General features: G+C 61.7%; 18 protein-coding genes. 12 read left to right on the top strand and 6 right to left on the bottom strand.

Features of this window, described 5'->3' with window-relative positions:
* Nucleotides 1–56: 56 nt before the first annotated feature.
* The 3 genes from B4E96_RS05940 to B4E96_RS05930 all read right to left on the bottom strand — a co-directional run bounded on the left by B4E96_RS05940 (nt 57) and on the right by B4E96_RS05930 (nt 4,126).
* Nucleotides 57–956 (bottom strand): DUF817 domain-containing protein, encoded by a 900-nt coding sequence (locus tag B4E96_RS05940; RefSeq protein WP_286956759.1) that lies wholly within the window; start codon nt 954–956, stop codon nt 57–59.
* 93 nt (nt 957–1,049) lie between these two features.
* A complete protein-coding gene (gene wecC / locus B4E96_RS05935; RefSeq protein WP_286956758.1) occupies nt 1,050–2,318 on the bottom strand; it encodes a UDP-N-acetyl-D-mannosamine dehydrogenase in 1,269 nt (422 codons plus the stop codon).
* A gap of 23 nt (nt 2,319–2,341) precedes the next feature.
* A complete protein-coding gene (locus B4E96_RS05930; protein ID WP_286956757.1) occupies nt 2,342–4,126 on the bottom strand; it encodes a glycosyltransferase family protein in 1,785 nt (594 codons plus the stop codon).
* Between the two features lie 468 nt (nt 4,127–4,594).
* Here B4E96_RS05930 and B4E96_RS05925 point away from each other — a divergent pair, with 468 nt between their 5' ends.
* The 12 genes from B4E96_RS05925 to B4E96_RS05870 all read left to right on the top strand — a co-directional run bounded on the left by B4E96_RS05925 (nt 4,595) and on the right by B4E96_RS05870 (nt 20,918).
* Nucleotides 4,595–6,445, top strand: coding sequence for a polysaccharide biosynthesis protein (locus tag B4E96_RS05925; protein WP_286956756.1), 1,851 nt, complete (start codon nt 4,595–4,597; stop codon nt 6,443–6,445).
* Nucleotides 6,442–7,485: a hypothetical protein gene (locus B4E96_RS05920; protein WP_286956755.1), complete on the top strand. Its 1,044-nt coding sequence runs from the start codon at nt 6,442–6,444 to the stop codon at nt 7,483–7,485. The genes B4E96_RS05925 and B4E96_RS05920 overlap by 4 nt, the downstream gene beginning before the upstream one ends.
* Nucleotides 7,482–8,735 carry a glycosyltransferase family 4 protein gene (locus B4E96_RS05915; protein WP_286956754.1) on the top strand — a complete coding sequence of 418 codons (1,254 nt, stop codon included), beginning with the start codon at nt 7,482–7,484 and terminating at the stop codon, nt 8,733–8,735. The genes B4E96_RS05920 and B4E96_RS05915 overlap by 4 nt, the downstream gene beginning before the upstream one ends.
* Nucleotides 8,732–10,480, top strand: coding sequence for a glycosyltransferase (locus tag B4E96_RS05910; RefSeq protein ID WP_286956752.1), 1,749 nt, complete (start codon nt 8,732–8,734; stop codon nt 10,478–10,480). Before B4E96_RS05915 ends, B4E96_RS05910 begins: the two co-directional genes overlap by 4 nt.
* An 83-nt stretch (nt 10,481–10,563) precedes the next feature.
* Nucleotides 10,564–11,373, top strand: a complete 810-nt coding sequence (locus B4E96_RS05905; RefSeq protein WP_286956751.1) for an ABC transporter permease — start codon at nt 10,564–10,566, stop codon at nt 11,371–11,373.
* Nucleotides 11,374–11,464: 91 nt separating this feature from the next.
* Entirely contained in the window at nt 11,465–12,445 is a 981-nt protein-coding gene (locus B4E96_RS05900; protein ID WP_286956750.1) for an ABC transporter ATP-binding protein, read from the top strand.
* Entirely contained in the window at nt 12,442–13,314 is an 873-nt protein-coding gene (locus B4E96_RS05895) for a DUF6270 domain-containing protein (protein WP_286956749.1), read from the top strand. The genes B4E96_RS05900 and B4E96_RS05895 overlap by 4 nt, the downstream gene beginning before the upstream one ends.
* Nucleotides 13,311–14,498, top strand: a complete 1,188-nt coding sequence (gene wecB, locus B4E96_RS05890; RefSeq protein ID WP_286956748.1) for a non-hydrolyzing UDP-N-acetylglucosamine 2-epimerase — start codon at nt 13,311–13,313, stop codon at nt 14,496–14,498. The genes B4E96_RS05895 and wecB overlap by 4 nt, the downstream gene beginning before the upstream one ends.
* Entirely contained in the window at nt 14,495–16,603 is a 2,109-nt protein-coding gene (locus tag B4E96_RS05885) for a glycosyltransferase family protein (protein WP_286956747.1), read from the top strand. The genes wecB and B4E96_RS05885 overlap by 4 nt, the downstream gene beginning before the upstream one ends.
* 83 nt (nt 16,604–16,686) lie before the next feature.
* Entirely contained in the window at nt 16,687–18,192 is a 1,506-nt protein-coding gene (locus B4E96_RS05880; protein WP_286956746.1) for a hypothetical protein, read from the top strand.
* A 123-nt stretch (nt 18,193–18,315) separates the two neighbouring features.
* Nucleotides 18,316–19,353, top strand: coding sequence for an LCP family protein (locus tag B4E96_RS05875; protein ID WP_286956745.1), 1,038 nt, complete (start codon nt 18,316–18,318; stop codon nt 19,351–19,353).
* A gap of 197 nt (nt 19,354–19,550) precedes the next feature.
* A complete protein-coding gene (locus B4E96_RS05870; RefSeq protein WP_286956744.1) occupies nt 19,551–20,918 on the top strand; it encodes a hypothetical protein in 1,368 nt (455 codons plus the stop codon).
* A 9-nt stretch (nt 20,919–20,927) separates the two neighbouring features.
* On the opposite strand, the gene B4E96_RS05865 is transcribed toward B4E96_RS05870, so the two are convergent.
* The 3 genes from B4E96_RS05865 to B4E96_RS05855 form a co-directional block, all read right to left on the bottom strand.
* Nucleotides 20,928–21,944 (bottom strand): LacI family DNA-binding transcriptional regulator, encoded by a 1,017-nt coding sequence (locus B4E96_RS05865; protein WP_286956743.1) that lies wholly within the window; start codon nt 21,942–21,944, stop codon nt 20,928–20,930.
* A 124-nt stretch (nt 21,945–22,068) separates the two neighbouring features.
* Nucleotides 22,069–23,574, bottom strand: coding sequence for a sodium/pantothenate symporter (panF, locus tag B4E96_RS05860; RefSeq protein WP_286956742.1), 1,506 nt, complete (start codon nt 23,572–23,574; stop codon nt 22,069–22,071).
* Entirely contained in the window at nt 23,571–23,909 is a 339-nt protein-coding gene (locus B4E96_RS05855) for a YhdT family protein (RefSeq protein WP_286956741.1), read from the bottom strand. Before B4E96_RS05855 ends, panF begins: the two co-directional genes overlap by 4 nt.
* Nucleotides 23,910–23,921 lie beyond the last annotated feature (12 nt).

Below are 23,921 nucleotides of genomic sequence, written 5' to 3'. Positions count from 1 at the left end.
ACCGGCGGCTCCACCTCAGACGGCATCTTGCCGTCCCCGAGGTGGGGCCGCCGTTGTCATGTCCGGGTGCCGGCCTTCGAGGTGGGTGGCTGGGGCCGATAGACGAGGGTGACGAGGACGACGGAGATGATCATGAGCAGGAACCAGGCGACCAGCTTCGAGATCGAGACGAGCTCCCAGCCGTCGTTCTGGTGCGGATAGACCCACGAGCCGGTGTAGGTGCCGATGTTCTCGGCGATCCAGATGAAGAAGGCCACCCCGATGAACGAGACGAGCACCGGCATCCGGCGGTACGGCTGATCGCGGTGGTTGCGGAAGTGCATCATGCACCGGCCCCACACGATGAGAACCGCGGCGACGAGCAGCCAGCGGATGTCAGGCAGGTAGTGGTGGGTGAAGAAGTTCGCGTAGATCGCTGCGGCGATGAGGGCAGTCAGCCAGATCGGCGGGTAGTGGGTGAAGCGCAGGTGGAAGAGCTTGAAGACGCGCACGAGGTAGGAGCCGACGGCGGCGTACATGAACCCGGTGTAGAGCGGGACGGCACCGATGCGCAGCACGCCCGCACTGTCGTAGCTCCACGACCCCACGGAGGTCTTGAACAGCTCCATCCCGGTGCCCACAAGATGGAAGAGGATGATGACCCACAGCTCGCGACCGGTCTCCAGACGTCCGAGAACCATGACCACTTGGATGCCGATGGCGATGATCACGAGGCCATCGCTGCGGGACAGCCCAGCTTCGGCCGGGTCGAGGAAGTGCGTGAGGACGAGCGCTGCCAGCATCGCTGCGCCGAAAAGGCACGCCCACGCCTGTTTGAGGACGAAGACGGTGAACTCGGTGACGATGTGGCCGAAACGCCCGCCGCGACCGAGTTTCCCGGTGGCCAGCCGCCGGTGCGCCCACGCATCGATGGCGGCTTCGACGCGAGTGAAGTCCGGGCGGCGGGAAGACGGCATGCGTTCACCGTAGGACCGCAGCCTGGGAGTGGGATTCAGACAGGCGTGACCGGCGGGCCCACGGAGGGCCCACCGGTCACGACGAGGAATCGATCAGAGCAGCGTGCGCCAAGTTCCGCGGGTGTCGTAGACGATGGTGCTCTGCAGTCGGCGCTGGTCGTAGTTTTTGAATTCCGAATGGTCGACCAGCAGCAACACGATGTCGGCTGTCTGGACGGCCGTTTCGAGATCGGTGAGCTCGACATTGCCCTTCTCAGCCAGCGAGGCGGGGAGCTCATCGATGTTCGGTTCGACAGCGAGGATGGTGCCTTCGGACAGGCGGTCGGCCAGCGTCTGGGCGATGTACATGGCAGGGCTTTCGCGCAGGTCGTCGATGTCGGGCTTGAATGCCAGCCCGAGGACAGCCACGCGGGGTTCTTTGAATCGCTGGGCCTTGGGAACCACCTGATTCAGAACGAACTCAGGCTTGTCGTCGTTGACCTCGCGGGCGGTGCGGATGAGAGGGGTTTCCTCCGGTGCCGCTGACACGAGGAACCACGGGTCGACGGCGATGCAGTGTCCGCCGACACCAGGTCCAGGCTGCAGGATGTTGACGCGCGGATGGTGGTTTGCCAGGTCGATGAGCTCCCACACGTCGACGTTGAGTTTTGAGGCGACGACGGAGAGTTCATTGGCGAAGGCGATGTTGACGTCGCGGTAGGCGTTCTCGACGAGTTTAGCCATCTCGGCGGTGCGGGCGTCGGTGATGTGGAACTCGCCGTCGCAGAACAGACGGTAGAGATCGCGGGCGCGTTCGCCGGCGTCGCCGTTGAGGGAACCGATGATGCGGTCGTTGGTGCTGAGTTCGACGATGATGCGGCCGGGCAGCACGCGTTCGGGGCAGTGGGCGAAGTAGACCGTGTTCGGCCGGTTGGGCTCCAGTGTCAGGTCGCTGCGCGCTTCGAGGATGACGTCAGCCATGTGCTCGGTGGCGCCCGGGGGAGAGGTGCTTTCGAGGATGACGAGCTCGCCACCGGTCAGCTGCGGGGCGATCGATTTGGCTGCGGTGCGGATGTATGACAGATCCGGGTTGTGGTTCTCGGCGAACGGAGTCGGCACAGCGACGATGTAGGCGTCGGCCGCCGGAACCTCTGACGTTGCGCGCAGCCGGCCCTGGCTCACAGCACCCGCGAGCACCGTTCCGAGATCCGGTTCGACGAACGGCACTTCACCGCGATTGACGAAGTCAACCGTGCGCTGATTGACGTCCATACCGGTGACGTCTGCGCCACCTGCTGCGAGGACTGCAGCGGTCGGCAAGCCGATGTAGCCGAGGCCGATGACGGCAACATGCGGGGCCGTAGTCGTTGTTTCTTTACTCATCATTCTCCTCAGAGGTTTTCTGGTCAGAAAAGGTAATGGCCGGGAGCGTAGTCGAAGGCGTGCACGTCACTGTTGGCGAGGAGCAGCGCGTCATCGACCTGCCAGGTGTGCGCGTGGTCGGTGCGAACCTGGACGAAATTGAAGCGGTCTGCAGAGTAGATCGTGCCACCGTCCGCCACGAGACGCTGCTGCAGGTTGGTGTCTTCCCCCCGCGGCAGCTTGGCGAACTGCAACTCCTCGAAGACCCGCCGAGCTGCGGTCATCGTCGGGCCCATGACAAGGTCCGTGAATCTGTGCTCGCGTTCAGGGAACCGGCGCATGACGAGCTTGGAACCGGTGAGGTAGAGGTAGTGGGCTTGTTTTCCGACCATATCCGCCGCGGAGTACCGGAGCGCTGCGAGTTGGTCCGAAACGTAGTGCTCGCCATAGATGTCGTCGTCATCCATCTTAAGAAGAACGTCCCCGCTGGATGCGCTGATCGTGAGATTGAGGCATTCGCCTAGCGTTTCCGCAGTCGTCGCCTTCAGCAGGATCAAGTTCTCGATTCCGAGGTGCGCGGCCTTCGCGCGAACCTCAGTCTCCTGAAGCTCGAAACCGTGCGCGAGCAACACGAGCTCGAGCTGAGCATGGTTCTGTCGAGCAGCCGTTTCCAGTACATGATCGAGTTGTGCGGGCCGGTTGGTTGAAACGAGTAGTGATGCAGACCGGGCAATCGGGTCTGAGTATTCGACTCCGACGCTGTCCATGATCGTTATGGCTCGGTGGGAGTACGTGTGCTCTTTCCAGATCCTGCGCTGAGCCAAGTGCACAGTGCGGTCGCGCAGCTCGGGGCTGCGCACGAGTGCTCGAAGGGCGAGTCCCGCCTCTTCCCGGGTTTGCGGCTGGAGGACTTCGTCGACAGGGAAGAATGCGGCGGTTCCGGCGCTGGGCGCTGAGACGACCGGTGTGCCGCTAGCGGAGATCTCGAAGATGCGGCGCGCGCACATGCTCGGCGAGTCGGTAACGGAGTTGACGTTGAGGAAGGTCTTGAACGCCTTATAGGCGGTCAGCATGTTCTCATACGGCAGTGATCCGAGGACATGCTGATCCAGCGGCGGAGGGAATTGGTAGCGTGCGTCTCCGCCATGCTGCCGGGAGAAGATCTCCAGTCCGCGGTCCATCTTCGGGCTCACATCCGCAGCCCCGCCGAGCAGCCATTCCATCTGCTCGCGCCGCTCTGGGTGGCGGTGAGCGAAGTACATCCCTGCGAAAGCCACGTCCCGGCTGTGTTGCCCCGCCGGCAGACGCTCAGGGTTGTGGATCGCGGGCTGTGCCGCGAAGCTCAGCGGGGCGACGCGATCATGGCCAAGATCAGTCCGGTACTGCTCGAGCAGTCGAACGTCTGAGGTGAAGACGACATCGAAGAGACCGGCTGCCTCGAGGAAGTCGGCGTAGTGGGGAGGATCCTCCTTATTCCAGAACACGGTGGGAATTCCGCGTTGCCGGCACTCCGCGAGCAGCCGTCTGACGTCGTCCTTGACGCCGGACGCGCCGGTCAGTTGGTACTGCCATTGACCGCCATTGCCGTTCCACGCCGATTCGACGAAGACGAAGTCAAGGGTGTCGAGCTGCTCACTCCAGCCCCGGCGTTTGAGAGGCACCAGATCCCATTCGGCTGCGAAAGCGAACTGCGAGAACTCATCGAGGATGGTGCCGACGCGCACAGCGTCGAATACAGGCGTGCGAGGACGCAGCGTCGCGGCTGGAAACTGCTCGGTGAGCGTCAGTGCGGAGCCGGACGGAGATTGAGCAGACGGCTGTGCCGACACGCGGCGCCGCCGCCACCACGTCTGGACTTGAGCCGGGCCTCCCGTGCGGAGGTGCCACAGTGCTGTGCGGGCGAGTGCAAGCGCGCCGTGCGGTCGCTGTGAGGAAGTGGTCACCGGTCTCCAAGGCTGAGTGTGTCTGACCGCATCAAGGCAGGCAGGCGTTGGAACGGTCAAGCTCTCGTCGCGGACTGAAACTCGCGTCTAGTGCTGCTCGCTACAGCGAAAGCGAATTCATATAGTCTGTCGTACACTGTTCTCAGGCATTATACAGAAACCGTGCATCAACCCATCGCAGTGCAGTGTCGGCGCTGAGGATGAGGTGGTGCGCTCTCGCAGAGTGAGAGAGGAGTCGGCTTCCGACCGTAGCACCCGTCATCGTGTTGCACCGGCGGACGCGCAATTATGCACAACGGAAGCGAATCGTCAGCGAGGCAGGAGCTTCCCGTTCGGCGCCGGGCTCGGAAGGCAGTGCAGCGAGCTGGCATCGACGCCGGCATCTTCGCCCTCTTTCTCTGGTTCATGTCGCTTGCGCGCTACGACCTGGCGGTGGCCGACCCGCACTACTCCGGGATCCTGGTCAGCTCAGCGTTGGGTTTCGCGACGATCTTCGTCGGCGAGTTCTGGCTGCGTCTTCATGGCCGATACGCTCAGGCCTCGGCCGATGAGCTCATCGCCACAGCAGGGGTCATCGCCGTTGCCTGTGGATTGATCTACGTGGTCAGCGCATTCCAGCTCTATCGACCGCTCGTGCCGCTCAGTTCGCCGGTGTCGGCTGCCGCCATGACCTTGCTGACGATCGCTTTCGTCAACTGGTTGCGCTCAGGGCTGAGGTACCGGCGGCGCTCGCAGTCTGATGCTGCGCGGTTTGCGCTCATCATCGGAGCCGGCGCACACGGTCAGCTTGCACTGCGGATCATCCGCGATGACCCGCGCGAGGAATATGTCGCCGTCGGCTTGGTGGACGACGATCCGAACAAACGTCACCTTCGGGTCGGCGGGGTGCGGGTGCTCGGCACTCTCGACGATCTCGGTGACGCCGTCGACCGCACAGGTGCCCGGTCGCTCGTGCTGGCGATTCCGTCCTTGGACCCCCAGCGGCTGGATGAGATTCTGGCCTTCGCCGGTGAGCGGAGCATCGACGTCCGAGTGCTACCGGAATTCGACGACGTCGACATCCGCCGCAGAGAGGTCAAGAGCTCTTCTGCTGTGGCGCTGAGGCCGGGTAGCTTCCGCGCAGTCGAGCTTGACGACCTCGTGGGCCGTCATGCCATCACGACTGACGTTGAGGCGATCAGCGACTACATCAACGGCCGCACTGTCCTCGTCACCGGAGCCGGCGGATCCATTGGATCGTATCTGTGCTCGCAGCTCTCGCGCTTCGAACCCGGACGACTCGTGATGACCGATCGCGACGAGTCCGGGCTGCACGCCACAGAACTCGTCCTCACCGGCAGCGCATCGCTGATGAGTGAGAACCTCATCTTGGGAGATCTGCGGGAGCGCGGCTTCATCAGATCGCTGATCTCAGATGTCAGGCCGGACATCGTGTTCCACGCGGCGGCTCTCAAACATCTGACGTTCCTCGAGCGCTTTCCGGCCGAAGCAGTCAAGACGAATGTCGCGGCAAGTCTGGAGCTGCTGGAGGCTGCGCGCGACTTCGGCGTCGAGAACTTCGTCCACATCTCCACTGACAAAGCAGCCGATCCGATCTCGACCCTGGGGGCCTCTAAGTACCTCACCGAGCGAGCGGTCGCAGCAGTGGCCCGCGAATCCGGCCGCCGGTATATGTCGGTGCGCTTCGGCAATGTGCTCGGATCTCGCGGCTCAGTGCTGGGCACCTTTGTGACGCAGGTGTCGGCCGGGGGGCCTGTGACTGTGACAGCCCCCGGTGCAACTCGGTACTTCATGACGGCTGCCGAAGCCTGCGAACTCGTTCTGCAGGCCGGAGCCATCGGGCGGCCCGGCGAGACACTCGTGCTCGACATGGGCGATCGCGTCTCCATCGAGGATCTCGCAAGGCGGGTGATCGCGCTCAGCGGACAGCCTGATGTCGAGATCGTCTTCACGGGCCTGCGGCCGGGGGAGAAGCTGGAGGAAGCCAGGCTCGCACGAACGGAGAAGGACGAGCGGCCGAACCACCCGCTCATCACGCAGGTGCCGATCGACTCCATCGATCTCAACCGGGTCAAAAGGCTCATCGAGATGGTGCAGGGAAGCGTTGACTTCGACGATCAGTCGATTCGTCGGATGCTCGGCGAACTGGTCGGGACGTCGGCCGATGGGTGGCCGGCGCTCGCATCCGAACGAGGGGCGCCGTGATCGCCGTTCTGGCAACCGGCGCAGTCACCTCCCTGGCAGTGACGTTGCTGGCAGCCGCGATCGTCATTCCCGTCCTCAGACGCAACGGTCTTGTCGACATCCCGACCGCTCGTTCCAGCCATCTCTCTCCGGTCGCCCGCGGCGGCGGATTCGCTGTTGGGTGCGGGGTGACTGCAGGCGGTGCTGCTGCGGCATGGATCGGCACCTCGACAGGGGTGTTCACGACGCTGTCAGCGGTGCTCGTCGTCGGCACATTCGTGACGTTCACATGGTGTTTCAGCATCCTGGGATTCATGGACGATATGGGCTCAATGTCGTCGGGTCTTCGCCTGGCGCTCCAGGTGCTGATCGCCGGCGCTTTCTCCATGCTGCTCTCACTTTTCGACAAGAGCGGGGCGTTCGGGCTCGCGGCGGTCGCGCTCGCCATCGTATTCATCGTCAATGGTGTCAACTTCATGGACGGCCTCAACGCGCTCACCAGTTCGTGGGCGGCAGTTGTAGGTATCTGGTACTGCACTATCTTCCTCTATGTGGACGAACCAGTAGCGGCGGCTCTCGCAGCCGTATTCGCGGCAGCGGGTCTGGGCTTCTTGCCGTATAACATCGGAAACGCCAAGGCCTTTCTCGGGGACGTCGGGAGTTACGGAGTCGGTTCGGCTGTGGCTGCTTTCGCCGCGTTCCTTCTCGTCAGCGGAGTGAACCCGATTGTCGTCGGTGCTCCGCTCGTGCTTCTGGTTTTCGACGTTGGGTGGACCCTGCTCATCCGGCTATACGAGCGAGAGAACATCTTCCAGGCTCATCGCCGGCATATCTATCAGCGCACTCATCAATTCGGTTTGACCCACGAGCAGACCTCGGCGGCGTACGCCGGCCTAAACGCAATCGCGTGTCTTGCCACGGTTCCAGTTCTCCTGACTGACGCACGTGCCGTGCAGTGGAGCAGTGCATTCGTTCTCATGTGTGTTGCGGGTGTCTACTCTCAGTTGCCCGTATTGGCTCGCTCGCTTACAAGTCCACGGGCCGAGGTGAGCGTCGATTGAGAATCCTGCTGCTCACCCATTACTACACGCCTGAAATCGGGGCTCCGCAGCGGCGCTGGCGAGAGCTGGTCGATGGCTTCACGGCCGCCGGGCATCAAGTAGCCGTCTGTGCCCCTGTGCCTCATTACCCCCACCGCAGTGCATCAGTCCTCAGCGCGTCCCCCACGACGACCTTGGTGTGGGAGGATGGGGCGAACGGCGAACGCGTCCTTCGTCTTCCGTACCTACCCATTTCAACGTCGATGGTCGGGCAGCTTCTCGATCAGTCGGTGTCGTCGCTTTTCGCTCTGCGCGTCGCTGCGGGGATGCGGTCAGCGAAACCCGATGTCGTGATCTCCACGACTCCAGGTCTGCCGATGCTGTTTACCGGGGACGTTGTCGCACAGATGCTCGGAGTTCCGCATATTGCAGAGGTACGGGATGCGTGGCCAGATCTCATCGGCGACTCACACCTCATACGGGCGGCAACTCGCGATCTGCTGCCTGAACCAGTGAACGACTATTTTGAGCGCACCGCTCTGCCTGCGGCATTCCACGGTGTATTGCGCCGGGCTGCCCACATCGTTGTTACTTCTGAGGGTTTTGCCGCTCGACTTCGAAGCGCTGGTCACGAGGCCGTGACCGTTGTGCGCAACACCGCAATGCCATATCGTCCAAGCAAACAGCTCCGAGATCGTGCTGAAGGGGAAGACCTGCGATTGCTCTATGTCGGCACCGTGGGGCGTTCCCAGGGATTGGAGGCACTTGTACGCGCTATCGGAGACGTTTCCGGTGTTCAGCTGAAGATCGTTGGTGCAGGCGCTGCGCATCGTAAATTGCAGCGTTCGGCAGCTGAAGTCATGACGATGTCGGGCGGCCTGACCGTGGAACCGCCTATTCAGTTCCTGCCTCAAACCACAGGAGAAGAACTGGAGAGTCTCTGGCGTTGGGCTGACAGTGGCGTCGTCAGTCTTACGGCGCTGCCCGCTTTCGAATACACGATTCCGTCGAAGCTCTACACGCTCATGGCACGTGGCATTCATGTCACCGGTATCCTGTCCGGTGAGGCTGCAAGCATTGTGACAGCCTCGGGGGCAGGTCACACTGTGGTACCTGGAGACGACAAGGGTTTGCGCACGCTGCTGTCAGAAATGCGTGACGGACACGTCAATCTGACGCCGGATTCACGTGCCCAAGACTGGTTGGCCGACCACGCTGCGCCTGCCGCGGCGCTGCAACGCTACCTCTACGTCCTCGAAGGAACGCAATGACCATCTCCTTTACCTGCAGGCAGGCCGTAACTCTCGTGCGTGTGCTCATCGAGCACATGGGAAGTGACCCGGTCTTTTTCGGGGTGCAGCTATCGCGACGTCTGCCCCGCTCGGTCTCAACTGCTGTGGGCAAGCGCCTCGCCCGTATTCCCACGCCGGTCTGTCGAATTGCGGGGCGATGGCTGACCGGCGACGCTGCGGGAGCCGAGAAGGGTCTTCGACAGCAGTTGGAGTCTGATGAAACCAACGGAGTTGCCGCTCGTATATGCGGCGAGTTTGCGCTGAGTCTGAGAATGGGAAACTCAGCGGCAAGCTTTGCCGAACGGATGAAGTCCCCGGAGTCCGGCCGCAGTCTCCGCGCCCGGGTCGCATGGCAGGCCGGCGATATGAACAAGGCAATCGCAATCGCTGAACGCGGTCGCCTCCATTCGCGCTTAACTAGTGAACGAACAATTTTCGAACCTGGATGGATGCCGGCGCTTCCTGCACGATTGCCGCGGCTAAATGTCCCGGACGCTGACGTGTTGCATATACTCACGAACTCGCTTCCGCATACGCAGTCGGGCTACACCCTTCGATCGCACGCTGTGCTGAAGTCGCTCCGATCCCGCAGCGTCAACGTCTTTAGTGGGACTCGAACTGGGTACCCCGTTTCGGTAGGCCGATTCTCGTGGCGCGACCGGGACAGTGTTGACGGTATTACGTACGTGCGCGACGTGCCGTGGAATCAAGGTCGAACTGCGGAAGAGCGTTTGCAAAAGCAAGCGGAGTTCACAGCAGCGCTTGCCGTCGGCAGCAATGCTGAAGTCCTCCACACCACCACACACTTTGTTAACGGAGTAGCCGTTCGCGCAGCTGCGAAAAGACTGGATTTGCCGTGGGTCTACGAAGTCAGAGGGGTACTCGAGGAGACCTGGGCCGCATCCGCTGGATCACTTCCAGAACGGTATGCAGCTCGGGAGAGCGAACGCTTCAGGCTGTTTCGTGCCCGAGAAACTGAAATCGCACTCGAGGCGGATCGAATCGTTACGCTCGGTACGTCCATGGCCCGTGAGCTGACGAGCCGCGGTATTCCCGAAGATCGCATACTTGTGGCTCCAAACGCGGTGAGCCACGGCCTGCTGAGTCGTGACATCAGCCGTACTCCGGGCAAGGTCAGAGAAGAGAACGGATTGCCATCCGCTGGTACGTGGGTGGGAACAGCGGCCTCGATCGTCGGTTACGAAGGTCTAGACGTTCTGATCGATTCGGTAGTCGAAGCTCGGCAGGAGGGGTCTGACATACGTCTGCTCATTGTCGGCGACGGCACGGAACTGTCGTCGCTGATCCAGCGAGCCGAACCGCTGAAAGATGCCGTTGTCTTTGCTGGTCGTCTTCCGCAGAAGCGAGCACATGAGCTCATCACAGCTCTCGACATCTTTGCCGTGCCACGTCGAGACGATCCAGTCTGCTCTCTTGTCACTCCCCTGAAGCCGGTTGAAGCTGCCGGTCTAGCGCGTCCAGTGATGATGAGTGACCTCCCGGCTCTCTTAGAAGCGTTGCCGCCGGAAGCTCGCTCGGCAATTCCGGCTGGTGCTGTACACGATTGGGCTGAAGAGCTGAGCCGTTTAGCGGGCAACGAAGACGAGCGCGTAGAAATGGGCCGGGCCGGCCGCCGCTATGTCGAGCGCCATCGCACATGGGAGGCTGTAGGAAACAGGTATGCCGAAATGTACGCCGCACTCGGGGTTGGAGGCTTGAAATGACCGGGTCCCGCTCATCGGAGTCTGCGAAGACGGAACTGCCCTGGCGCAGCCCCATCACGGTCCCATCTTGGACACTCAGCGAGGTGGGTAAACGTACGCCCCTTGAAATCTATTTTGAGCAACTGTGGCAACGGCGGCATTTCATCATCGCGGAGTCACGCGCCAAAGTGGCTGGCGACGGCCGCCATAATGTTCTCGGAAACGTGTGGCTGGTGCTCAGCCCGTTACTCAACGGAATGGGCTACTTTCTGATCTTTGGCTACGTCCTAAACACATCGAATGGCGTCGAGAACTTCGTAGGCTATCTAATCATCGGGGTGTTCTTCTTCCAGTTCACGATCAGATCGGTCACTCAGGGTGCACAGTCCATCCGCCAAGGACAGTCGATGATCCGCGCCTTCACGTTTCCCCGGGCGTCCCTGCCGATTGCTGTCGTCGTGCGGGAGACCATGAACTTCATACCGAGCTTCATTGTCATGTCCGCGATCATTCTGGTGTTTCCTCCTGTCGAAAACTTGACGTGGCGCGTCGTGCTGATCGTGCCGTGCTTTGCTATGCAGGTCTGTTTTGCGCAGGGCTGCGCCTTCATCGTTGCGCGTTTGTGTCACGAGATCCCGGACCTCATAAATGTGATTCAGGTCGCGGCTCGTTTCTGGCTGTATGCCTCCGGGGTGTTCTTCTCCATTGATCGTTTCGTTGGCGTCCCAGTGTTAGCTGCAATCATGAAGATCAACCCTATGTACTCATATCTGCAGGTAGTCAGGAACTCGTTCCTCTATGGGACCGATTCCCCGATGTGGATGTGGATGCTGGTGTTTGGGTGGGGGATCGCGTTTCTTATCTTCGGATTCCTGTACTTCTACTTCGGAGAGGAGAAATATGGGCGAGCTTGACCCCCGTGGTCGCGGTGCTGCGGTCGTCGTGTCGAATGTTCACATGCGGTACGCCGTCAGAGTCAGCGGGCAGCGTGGTCGGATAGCTAGCATGAAGCGGAAACTGCCCGGCCGGCGCGGAAAAATGACAGTTCAAGCGCTCCGCGGTGTGAACCTGGTCGCTCGGCAGGGTGAGTTCATCGGCGTCATCGGTGCCAACGGCTCTGGCAAATCCACTCTTCTCCGTCTGATCGCGGGCGTCGAGCGACCCGATGAGGGACAGATTCTGGCTCGCCGGAAGCCGACCCTTCTCGGCGTCAATGCAGCCCTGCAGCCGGCTCTTTCGGGGGCGGCGAACGTCCGGCTCGGATGTCTTGCGATGGGAATGACACCGCGCCAGGCTGATGCGGTCTTCGATGAGGTGGTGGAACTGTCAGCGTTGGGCGACTCGATCTATCGGCCGATGGGATCATACTCCTCGGGTATGGCTGCTCGGCTGCGATTCGCCATCGCAGTTGCTGCGCGCCCGTCCATTCTCTTGATTGACGAGGCCCTGTCTACCGGCGATGCCACGTTTGCTCGGCGCAGTGAAGAGGCGATGGAACAGATGTTGGTGAACGCTGGCACGGTGTTCCTCGTCAATCATGCGGCGAAGGTCATCCAGGAGATGTGCTCTCGGGCTATCTGGCTGCACCACGGTGAGGTGATCATGGATGGACCCGCCGAGGAGGTGGCTGAAAAGTACCGGTGGTGGGCCTGGAACGTGGCAGAGGGTGAAACCGAGGTAGCCGAGAAACTGCTTCGTCGGGCCATCGAGGAAGGTGAACCGGAACTCGTCGAGGTGATATCCACTGCCCCAGAGCGGATCCTGCAACCGCGCCACTCGACACAGAAGACGAAGCGCCGCACAGCGCGCCGGGGGCGCGCGCAGGAGAACGCGCGGCATGAGGCTTCGAGTGCTGGGCCTGAGGCGGTTTCTGTGCGCTCACCGCCTGTCGAAACGGATATACTGCCAGAAATCTCCGGTGACGAAGTGGTGCTGTCGTATCCAAACCGGCGTAACCCGGCCGCGCGCCATGCGAGGCGTCGATGACAGATATCCGGATCGCGATCTTCGGCTCCTGTGTCAGCCGCGATACGTGCGAGTACCTGCCAACCAGCGATGTGGTCTGCTACGTCGCTCGTCAGTCTGCAATCAGCAGTCTGCATCCGGTAGGGTCTGAGCGGTATTCCACGGCAGATCTTCAATCGGCCTTCCAAGCGAAGATGTTTGCCGGTGACATGGTAGCTGATGTCACGGCGCGGATCGCCGCAGCCGAGCCGGAGGTGATCCTCGTCGATCTCGTCGACGAACGACGAGGAGTGTGGTTGTTCCCCGACGGCGCGTATCTGACGAACTCAGTAGAGGCATCCCGCATCGGAATCGAACAACTGGCACCGGCCGACGGGGCGCGGCTCTTGCCTTTCGGAACCGATGAGCACTTCGATCTGTGGAAAGAAGGGTTCTCGCAAGTTATGAATGGGCTGCGCAACCGCTTAGCAGTATGCGTATTTATCGACATCGACTGGGCTGAGGCGCCGGAGGGCGCTCCAGGGCGGCGGGGCGTTCGGTCGCGGCTGGGCAGCACTGTTCGGCGGCTGCAGCGGGGTCTGCGAGAGATGCGGAGAACAGTGCATCGTGGAGAGGGCCTCCGCGCTGCTGCCCGTTGTCTTCTGCACCCACCCGCTACCAAGGTAGAAGCCCTCGCTGATCAAGCACGCGAGGCCAATCGAGGCTTTCGACGTTACCGGGACTTCGCAGCCCGTTTCTTCCTGCCTGACCATATCGTGCGACGCTCGGCGGCCGATGTGCAGATGGGCAGCCAGCACCGCTGGGGTCAGGCCCCATATCACTACCGAAATACCGACTATGAATCGATCGCCGCGCAGGTCCTGCGCTTGACACACCGAGGAGACACATGACGGCAGGACGCGCCCCCATCATGGTGGTGTATGGCACCCGACCGGAAGCGATCAAGGTCGCGCCGGTCATTAAGGCTCTCGAGAAGTCCCCGACACTGTTCCCGATTACGGTCATAACGGCTCAGCATAGGGAAATGCTCGACCAGGTCAATGAGGTATTCGGAATTACCCCCGACGTCGATCTTGACCTAATGCAACCAGGGCAGTCACTCAATCAGATTGCGGCTCGGGTCATAGCCGGTCTCGACACTGTGTACGAAGAGCACCGGCCGGCTGCGGTGCTCGTGCAGGGAGACACGACGACAGTGAAAGCTGCAGCGATTGCAGCATTCAACCGCGAGATTCCGGTAGTCCATCTCGAAGCAGGGCTTCGTAGCGGGGACCTTGCCTCGCCGTTCCCGGAGGAGGCCAACCGCAAGCTCGTCTCTCAGATCGCCGCGCTCCACTTAGCCCCAACTGAGCAGGCGCGGAGGAACCTGTTGCGCGATGGAGTCGACGATGCCACCATCACCGTGACGGGGAATACCGTCATCGACGCTTTGCGGTGGGCGGTGAAGGTACCTGCTCGTTATCACGATCCTGCTCTGAAGGCGCTTGAGCGCAGTAGCCAGCCGATGCTTTTACTGACCTCGCATCGGCGGGAGAACCTCGGTGAGCCGATGCAACGGATCGGGCGAGCCGTCGCGCAGCTCGCACACGCGCGTCCCGACTTGCTCGTGGTGTGGCCGGCGCACCGAAATCCGGCGGTCCGGTCAGCGATCGGCCCCGAGGTTGCGGGCTGCGCTAACGTCATCGTCACTGAGCCTGTCGGGTATGATGAGTTCTCCCATCTCATCAACCGGTCGCATGTAGTCCTCACCGACTCAGGAGGACTGCAGGAGGAAGCTCCTAGCCTCGGCAAGCCGGTGCTGGTTCTGCGAGAGAATACGGAACGCCCGGAGGCCGTAGCTGCGGGGACAGCCCGTCTCGTTGGCACGGATACACAACGGATCGTCTCGGAAGTCAGTCGGCTGCTCGATGACGCATCCGCGTATGCGGCGATGTCAGAAGCTGTGAGCCCCTACGGTGACGGACATGCTGCAGAGTATGGCGTCGCGGCAATGGAAGCGCTCGTCGCAGACACCACGGAATCACCCCGGTCAGCACAAGGACAGACCCTCGACTCAGCTGGAGGAGCGCAGTGAATCTCAGCCGTTTCTGGATCAAGCAACTCTCGGTTACAGCTCTGCTGACGGCAACCGCAATGACCCTGCTGTGGCTGGAATTCGGCCCAGCTGTCGCCGCAATCGCAGCAGTTGTCTCGTTAGCGTGGTTAGAGAGCATTTATTTGTTGAGAGAATCGCGCGTTGCCGCTCTCCGATATCTCAAACAGCACGAAAAAAATCTGAGTGCATCCTCAGCTGTTCTTGTCGAGGTGGCGAATCGCTCGCGCCGAACAGAGCCAATTATTAGAAACACTGCCGGTTCGATCGGCCGGGCGGCACCGATCATTCGGTCGATCGCGGCAAGGGTGGCGTCGGCACACCACGGCCCGGCTGAGGTTCCCGGAGCAAGAGTGCCGCATTCACTTCCGGCGACTAATCCCGCCGGGTTCGAACGGCGACTGCAACCGCGGAGGCCGCTTCGTGTCGCAATTATCGCCGACGAATTCACTGAGCGGGCTCTGTCCTACGAATGGGAGCAGCTTTCTCTCACGCCCGCGAACTGGCGCGGAGAGCTCGACAGCTTCCAGCCAGACCTTCTGTTCGTTGAAAGTGCCTGGGAAGGAAACGGGGGAGCCTGGCGGTACCACCTGGTAGGAGCCTCGGCACCTCGCCCGGCAGTGCAAGAACTCGTGCAAGAATGCCGCGAGCGTGGAATAATCACCGTCTTTTGGAACAAGGAGGATCCACCCCACTACGAAGAGTTTCTGCCCACTGCGAGACTTTTCGACCATGTCGCCACAACCGATGGCGACATCGTTGACCGGTATCGAAACGACCTTGGCCACAATCGCATTCACACGCTACCTTTTGCAGCGCAGCCGGCGCTCCACAACCCAGCCCGAATAGGGGCCGTGCTAAGAGACCGCGACGTTGTGTTCGGGGGCATGTACTTCCGCCACAAGTACCCTGAGCGAAGAGCTCAGCTTTCGTTTCTCCTCCCTGCAGCTGCGAAGTTCGGCTTCGACATATATTCCCGGCAGGACGGAAAGGACCCGAAGTACTCATTCCCCGAGACATTCACGAAATTCATCCGGGGTAGCCTGAGTTACGAGCAGATGATCACGGCATACCACGCGTATAAGGTAGTATTGAACGTCAACTCTGTTGTCGGGTCTCGAACGATGTGTGCGCGTCGCATACTAGAAGCCACTGCATGCGGGGCGGCCATCGTCTCACCTCCCAGTGACGCAATTCCCTATTTCTACCGTGACGACGAGCTCACAGTCGTGGAAGGCGAGGAAGAAGCCTACGACAAGATCCGGGCGCTGCTTCGGTCCGATGACTACCGAACCCGGAAGGTGCATGCCGCGCAACGCCGCACTTGGAACGAGCACACTTATGAAAAGCGGATTGATCAGCTACTTGGTGACATTGGTCTACCGAGCGAAAAGAATCCGCGAAGTGCGTCGGTAATCGTCAGCACGAATCGCCCGCACCAGATCGAGAACGTCTTCGCGAATATCGCACGACAGGCGGGTGCTGAGACGGAACTTGTGCTTTTGACGCACGGTTTCGAAATGCGCGCTGCACGCCTAGCTGACCTACGTTCTCAGTATGGAGTGACGTGCACTTATCTCACTGCTCCATCCACTGTTTCGCTGGGTAGCAACCTCAACCACCTGGTGGACCGTGCCGAAGGGAATTACATCCTACGAATGGACGATGATGATTGGTACGGACAGCACTATATCCACGATATGTTGCACGCGATCGATTTCTCGGGTGCGGACATGGTAGGTAAGGCGGCGAGCTATATTTATCTCGAGTCCATGAACGCCACGATCCTCACATACCCGGCTCACGAGCATCGCTACACAGATTTCATCCGTGGCGCGACGATGTGCGCCCCGGCAGAGACGTTCACGCGGTGGCGGTTCCCCGAGATCGGGGTGTCAGAGGACTCGGGGCTGATTCGGAATATCCGTCAGGATGGGGGCACGATCTACAGTGCAGACCGCTTCAACTTCCTAGTGAATCGTTCTGCAGGTTCGGCCGAGCATACGTGGCGCACGAGTGACGCGAAGCTCTTCGGATCCGGCATTATGAAATACGTGGGTAGGGGAGTTGAGCAGATCGATGTGTAGGCGCGATTGCCCATTAGTCTTGGTAGTCGATTCCGCCGCATCGCCGCGACTTCAAGAGCATACAATCGGCGGGAGGAGATGCTGTGAGAAAGCATGTACTGAGTGAGCGGTGGACCAGATTCGAAGAACGGGTGCGTGCACTTCGCCCAGCGGCGGAATTGCTCGAACACTGTAATGCCTACGCCGGTGGTTACCTAATTACGGCTGAGCCGGGGTCTTTAGGATTTGACTTGCCCCAGGGATGGGCAAGCTTTCGATTCGCTGGCTATCGCCTGTATGCAAGCCCTAGCACGCCGGTTTATCTCTCCACGATGGATGTTTCCGAATCGGGTGCCCTCGTTATAGGTCGCATCTTCGACTCAGATCGGCCTGCTGATTCCGGAGTAGAAATTGCCGGCCGCCTCGCAGAAATTGCTGCAGATCAGGGAGTGTCGGCCTGCGACCGCTACATCTCGTGGCTATCAGGACGTTACGTCATTCTTCTCGTAGACGGGGCGCGCCTGCACCTTTACGGCGATGCGACCAATTCCCTATCATGCTACTGGCCGGCTCGTCAGAGCGTCTTCTGTGTATCGTCTCACTCAGCACTCGTTGAGGCGGTGGCTGGGCCGTTCGAGTCGACTGAACAACGCTGGGTGATGGACCATCCGGGCTATAACAGCCCAGGCGGGAAGTATCTGCCCGCCTTGGTGACAGCGTACGACGGCGTCGACCAGCTCTATGCTAACTGCAAAGCGGTGTTTAGTCCGGCCGAGGTCAAAATTTCACGGTTCTTTCCGTTCGCTGGCCGCCAGGAAATGTCATATGACGAGGCGTATGACATGTTTGTCTCGGACCTTCGCGCACAGGTGCGGTTCTGGCTGTCACAGGCCGATATCTCAGTCCTTGGCCTGACGGCGGGAGGAGACGGTCGAGCAGTCCTCACCAGTAGCCTGGACGCGTTCCAGGATGCTGGGTCGATTGCAATGACGTACCACTTCTTCGATCGTAACCCTGCGACCACGTACGACGACCTTCTAGCTGCAAATCGACTTGCGGTGGCCGCGGGCCTCCCTCATATGACGCTCGACATCGCTGAGCTTTCAAGCACGAGTCCATTCGCGCAGCTTTACAAATCGACGTTCCCTGTTGGGGCGCGGTTCCCCTCGCTGGCAGCCTGTTTATATGAGGGGTTGCCGGCAGCTGCAACATTATTCTTTTCCATCGGTGGGGAGGTTGGAACCGGATTCTATCGAGAACGGGACGAATCTGCGATCTCCCCCGCATTGCTTGCTCGCAAATACACCACGTCACGCTTCAGCTCGGATCCTTCGCTTATCGCGAAGTTCGAAGAGTACATGGATGTCACTGACTTCTGTGAAGACCAGCTGATGGGTTATAACTTCTACGATATGTTCTATTGGGAACATCGCTTGAGTAAATGGGCAGCGCTCGGGTATTCCGAGTACGACCTTTCATGCATTCCGGCCGTACCAATGAACTCTCGCCGCTTCTTCGCGGCAATGCATGCGATTCCTGAATCAGAGCGACTCTCGGGATACTTCTACTCGCGGTTGCTGACGGACTCAGGAGTGAAGTCGCCATTGTAGAGATAGATCGATCCATCGGAGCTCAAGGTCGTGATCGGGTGAACTGGTCAGTGGTTCATCATTCCGTGGGTTCTGTGAAAGAACGTCCGATCCTCTATCCCCATAGTCTTCAAGGAGCTGTCCATGTCTACTGAATTTGACCCGCAGGTCGATGAATCCGAGCTCAAACATCGTCCTCGGCGCAAAAGACGTTCACGCACGAAGCTCGCACTGCTAGTCGCGCTGACGCTCGTCATCCTGTTCGTTGCGGGAGCTGGCGGATACGCATGGTACCTCGGCCGGACCTTTGACAAGAACTCGAACACTATCCCTGACGAGCAGGTCTTTGGTGACAAGACACCGCCGCCGGTCGACGGCGGTGCGATGAACGTCCTCGTGCTCGGCGCAGACGAGCCCATGGACCAGGTGGACTTCTCGAACTCGCGCGGACTCCGCTCTGACACCATCATGGTCGCCCACGTCCCGGAGGACCGTTCGAGCATCCAGTTCATGTCGATCCCGCGTGACTCCTGGGTCGATATCGAAGGCCACGGCAAGGCGAAGATCAACGCGGCCTTGTCGTATGGAGGCTTGCCGCTTGCGGTCAGCACTGTTGAGGACTTCATCGGGGCGCCGATCAACCACGTGGCGATGATCGACTTCGAGGGCTTCCAGCTGCTCACCGACTCGGTGGGCGGCGTCGATGTCGAATCCTCGCAGGCATTCTCGAGCGGCGGTCATAGCTTTACGGAGGGGACGAACCACCTCGACGGTGAAGCAGCGCTGGCTTTCGTGCGGGCACGCAAGCAGTTCGCTGACGGAGATTTACAGCGTGCCCGCAACCAGCAGGAGTTCATGTCCTCCCTGTTCGGCAAGATCGTCGACGCCGACACCTTGTCCAACCCGAACAAGGTCACCGGCATGGTCCGGGACTTCTCGCCGTATATGTACCTGGACTCGGGACTGCATTCCTCAGCGATCTCCCGGTACGCGCTGGCGATGCGCGATATCCGCAGCGACGATATCGACTTCTTCACCGCTCCGATTACAGGTGTCGGCCAATCATCCGACGGCCAGTCATACGTCAAGGTCGACGAAGATGAACTCGAGGACGTGCGCACGGCCTTCAAGGACGACACCGTGAAGGACTATGCGGCAAACGCCGACCAGCAGCACCTGTGACAACCTCACCTAAGTCCCGATTCTGCAGAACCGGAGTAGCCTCAGCGCTTGCCATCACGTTCCTCGTCACCGGCTGCACCATCGGGAACGAGCGCGACCGCTCAGACGAAACATCTGGTCAGGCTGAGACCGGGGACTCGGTTGTGCCCTTTGTGCAGGATCTCGGCTCTGATGCGCCCAGTTCCGATCCAGTGCATGTGGACGTCAGCGCGGATCCCGCGAGTACCGCGCTGTCAGCTGACAACATCGGCATCTCCTTCGAGGCCACGGACCTGGCTGATCCGCGCTGGGACCCTGACGCCGGGAACCTCGACGACGTGCTGGCCGAACTCGGCAGTCCCGGCCTGCGTTTCGGAGGCAACCAGCTCGACCGCGGCATGTTCTGGACCTCATCGGGGGAACAGCCGCCAGCTGGCAGAGTCGCCGTGGCTCCAGAGGATCTCAACCGCGTCGCGCGTACGGTCGAAAAGGTCGGCGCGAGTGTGACTCTCGGCATCCCACTGGGTGACTACGATCCGGTACGCGGCGCCGACATGGTCGCTCATGCGCAGCAGGCCTTCGGATCCCACCTGCTGGCGGTGTCGATCGGCAATGAACCCAACGGGTTCACCGCCGATCACCGCGAGGGGCTCAAGATCCGCGACACCGCAGAATGGGATGAGGACGCCTACCTCACACAGGTCGAGGCGTACCGTACCGCGATCGAACAGCGCGTCGGCGACGCTGTCAGCCTCGTCGGCCCCGGCGTGGCCGAAGGCTCATGGATGACCGCGTTCCTCGATGCCGGATTCGACGAGACCGTCGCCTTGAGCCAGCACTGGTATGCCACCTACGAATGCACCTCGGACGTGGTCCCCGGGCGCGGGCCCGAATGGGAGAACCTCGTCAACCCGCTGGCCCACGACAGCGCCGAACGCCTCCTGTCGATCGGGCTGGACAAGGCAACGGCCGCCGACATCCCCCTATGGGTCGAGGAGACCGGGCCGACCAGCTGCCCGGGAACCAACGACACCTCCCGCACCCACGCCTCGGCGCTGTGGACCGTCGACTATGTGCTGCATGCTGCCGAGATGGGTGTCGAGCGGATGAACATGCACTCGATGCTCGGCGCCTGCAAGGGCGGAGCACCGATGTCGGTGGTCTGCTCAGCAGAAGGCACGGGAGAGGACGGCGACGGTGAGGTGCTGACCCAGCCGAACTTCCAGGGTCTGCGGCTGACTGAAATCGGTGTAGGCGGAACCTTCCACGATGTCGCTGTTTCCGGCAGCGACGCCTACGCCTACGCCGTGCGCACCGAGGGCTCTTACATCGTCACCGTCGTCAACAACGCCGACGCCGCCCAGTACGGCAGCCGCGAGGTGACCGTGAGTGTCCCGGAGGGGTTCACCGCCGAGCGCGCCGCGCAGATCCATGCGTCTTCGAATGCCGCGCAGAGCGAGACCGGGTACCGGGAGTTGGCCGAGTTCGCAGACTCCGGCAGCGGTGTGAAGACCGCCGAGGACGGACGCCTGGTCATCGACATCGCTCCGAGCACCGCGACGACGATCGAGTTCGTGCACGGGTGAGGGACGCGGTCAGGTGGCCGGCGCCTCGGGCATGGTGGAGGCGCGCGGAACCAGAACGGGCGAGGGAGGCTTCGCCGTTTCAGGGCGGCCTTCCAGCCGGGCGATGGCATTGCGGGCGATGGTGACGCCCAGGTCGCGGCACTTCCAGTTGACCGAGGTCATGGGGACCGGCAGCTGCGCGGACATCTCGACATCGTTGTAGCCGACCACGCCCACATCTGTGCCGATCCGCAGGCCCCGTTCGGCGGCTGCGACGTAGACGCCGAGTGCCAGCGGGTCGTGCAGGGCGAAGATCGCTGACGGGCGGTCGGTGTCGAAGAGACGCCCGGCTTCGCGCCGGCCGCTCTCGATCGTCAGATCCGACTCGATGATGCGGTCGGCGCCGACCCGCCCGCCGAGGCGGACGTACTCGTTGACGAACCCGGTCGCACGGTCCCGGAAGGTGCTCATGTCCTTGGGCCCGCAGATGACCGCCGCATCCCGGTACCCGCTGTCGATGAGGTGGCCGGCGACGAGCCGGCCACCGGCAGCATCGTCGACGCGGAAGCTGTGATCCTCGCGCCCGCGCCGGATGATCGGCCAGCACGGAACACCGCCGACCGGGTCGAGGTCCTCGGCATCCAGCCGGGAATCGGAATACAGGATCGCATCCACCCCCCACTGCGAGAGCCGCCGGATGCGGGCCTGGCGGGTGCCCTCATCGTCGAAGGTGTTGGCGACGAAGGTGACATAGCCGAGCTCCGAAGCCGTCGCATCGATGCCCTCGTACACTGTGCCGACCACCCACTCCGAGGTGCGGGGGACGAGCACTCCGAGGGCATGCGACCTGCCGGTGCGCAGGGAAGCGCCGATCCGATTCGACACGTAGCCGAGCTCGCTGGCTGCTCGCTCGACACGCTCGACCGTCGCATCGGACACCGTCCTGCGCACCGCGGGGTCAGGGCTGAGAGCACGCGACACGGTGGAGTAGTGCACACCCAGGTGCTCGGCGATCGTCACCAGGGTGGGGCGGGATGAGCTGGTCATGCTGCCATGATCTCACCGCCGGCCGGCGCCGCACATGCGCTGCTCTGCGCCGCGCACGCGCTGGTCTGCACGGCGCACGCGCTGGCGTGCACCGCGCACGCGTCCACCGTGCCGCCTGCCGCGCTCAGCCGCGGACAGCCGGCTGGGTCTCCGCGCGCATCGCTTCGATCGCCTTCTGGGTGCCCCAGAACTTGACGATGACCCGATGCGAGGGCCGTGGGCCGATGAACGCTGCGAGCACATAGAGCACCAGTGAGAACACCGTCGCCATGAGCACTGGCATCATCCCCAGGCTCAGCGCCGGGATGAAGTTAGCTGCCAGCAGGTAGTACAGCATGCCGCCGAGCAGCGAGAGGATCGCTCCCAGGGCGTTGCCGCGCTTCCAGTACAGGCCGAGGATGAGCGGCACGAACAGGCCCGCCTCGAGACCGCCGATGGCGAAGTTGATGATGTGCTGCAGGAAGTCCGGCGGATTCAGCGCCAGGACGAGAACGACGACGCCGATCGCCAGACTGGTCCAGGTGCCGGCCTTCGACTGGGCGGCATCTGACATGTCCGGCTTGATGAAGCCGCGGTAGAGGTCGCGAACGAGGGCCGCGGAGACCACCAGGATCATCGAGTCGACCGTCGACATGACCGCAGCCAGCGGGGCAGCGAGGACCGCGCCGGCCAGCGGGCCTGGCAGGTGGTCGATGATGAGCGTCGGCAGGACCATATCGGCCAGCTCCGCCTCCGGGTACAGCACCCGGCCGATGAGACCCATCGCACCGAATCCGAGCGTGAACACCGCCATGATCGCCGGCCCCACCCACAGTGCCTTGTGCAGCGCCGCGGAGTTGCGGTACGACATCGCCCGCACGGACACGTGCGGCAGCGCCGCCAGCAGCAGGCCGAACATCACCGCATAGGAGATCATCATCGGCAGATCGAAGCCGCTGTCACCGGGCAGCACGTAGAGCTGGCCGTCGAGGGCCTTGGTTCCCGCTTCGACTTCGGATACGCCGCCGACGGCGGTGAGGACGACGATCCACAGCGCCACACCACCGAGCAGCATGATGACGCCCTGTGCGGCATCGGTGAAGGCGGCAGCGAGGAAGCCGCCGAACGCCGTGTACAGCGCTACGACTCCGGCGAAGATGATGACGAGCACGAAGTAGTTGATCCCGGTGATCGATTCGAGCACCCGGGCGCCGCCGACGAACTGGGCGACCATATAGGCGACGAGGAAGATCACCATGCAGATCGAGGTGAGGAACGTGACGCCGCGGCTCTCGTAGCGCTCCTTGAAGAAGTCAGTGAAGGTGATGAGATTGAGCTTGCGGGCCACGATCGCATACTTCTTGCCGACTAGGCCCAGCGCCAGGACCGCTGAGGGGACCTGCATCATCGCACCCCAGACCCAGCCGTAGCCCTGCGCATAGGTCAGGCCGGCGGTGCCGATGAAGGTGCCGGCGCTGGCAGCAGATGCCAGCACGGTGAAGATGAGGACCCACGGGCCGAGCGTGCGGCCGCCCAGATAGTAGCTGGAGGTCTTGTTGTCATGCTTGCGGCTGCGCCGGATCGCCACATAGGCCAGCGGGATCATGGTGGCGAACATCAGCATGATCGGAAGAGCGACATCCCACCTCATCGCTGCACCTCCCCAGCACCCGGAGAGCCTGGCTGCGGCTCCGGCTCAAGATCCATATCGGTGAAGCCGAGCTTGACGATCAGATACGGCACCGGGATCGCCATGACGGCGACGAATGCGAGCGCCGACCAGAAGAACCAGTCGGGGAAGCCCATGATGAAGCTGATCTGAGAAGGATCCCGGTGGCCGAGCAGCCATGCGATGATGACGGCTCCGACTGTGAAGACCGCCCAGTACCCGAAGCAGAGCAGCGCTTCGCGCCCTGCGATCCGGTACCGGGGATCCTCCTCGAACTCCGTCGTCCGTGCAGACGCGTGTTCAGTTTGACTGGACATCGTCGTTTTCCT

Source organism: Brevibacterium sp. UBA7493 (assembly GCF_002479565.1).
Lineage (GTDB): Bacteria > Actinomycetota > Actinomycetes > Actinomycetales > Brevibacteriaceae > Brevibacterium > Brevibacterium luteolum.
The sequence above is the reverse complement of the archived record's forward strand: the minus strand, read 5'-3'. Positions and strand labels throughout refer to the sequence as shown.

What these genes read in the sequence shown, in the direction of transcription:
- B4E96_RS05940 (WP_286956759.1), bottom strand. Translation starts at nt 956, where the DNA reads ATGCCGTCTTCCCGCCGCCCGGACTTCACTCGCGTCGAAGCCGCCATC.
- wecC (WP_286956758.1), bottom strand. Translation starts at nt 2,318, where the DNA reads ATGAGTAAAGAAACAACGACTACGGCCCCGCATGTTGCCGTCATCGGC.
- B4E96_RS05910 (WP_286956752.1), top strand. Translation starts at nt 8,732, where the DNA reads ATGACCATCTCCTTTACCTGCAGGCAGGCCGTAACTCTCGTGCGTGTG.
- B4E96_RS05900 (WP_286956750.1), top strand. Translation starts at nt 11,465, where the DNA reads ATGAAGCGGAAACTGCCCGGCCGGCGCGGAAAAATGACAGTTCAAGCG.
- B4E96_RS05895 (WP_286956749.1), top strand. Translation starts at nt 12,442, where the DNA reads ATGACAGATATCCGGATCGCGATCTTCGGCTCCTGTGTCAGCCGCGAT.
- wecB (WP_286956748.1), top strand. Translation starts at nt 13,311, where the DNA reads ATGACGGCAGGACGCGCCCCCATCATGGTGGTGTATGGCACCCGACCG.
- B4E96_RS05875 (WP_286956745.1), top strand. Translation starts at nt 18,316, where the DNA reads ATGTCTACTGAATTTGACCCGCAGGTCGATGAATCCGAGCTCAAACAT.
- B4E96_RS05865 (WP_286956743.1), bottom strand. Translation starts at nt 21,944, where the DNA reads ATGACCAGCTCATCCCGCCCCACCCTGGTGACGATCGCCGAGCACCTG.
- panF (WP_286956742.1), bottom strand. Translation starts at nt 23,574, where the DNA reads ATGAGGTGGGATGTCGCTCTTCCGATCATGCTGATGTTCGCCACCATG.
- B4E96_RS05855 (WP_286956741.1), bottom strand. Translation starts at nt 23,909, where the DNA reads ATGTCCAGTCAAACTGAACACGCGTCTGCACGGACGACGGAGTTCGAG.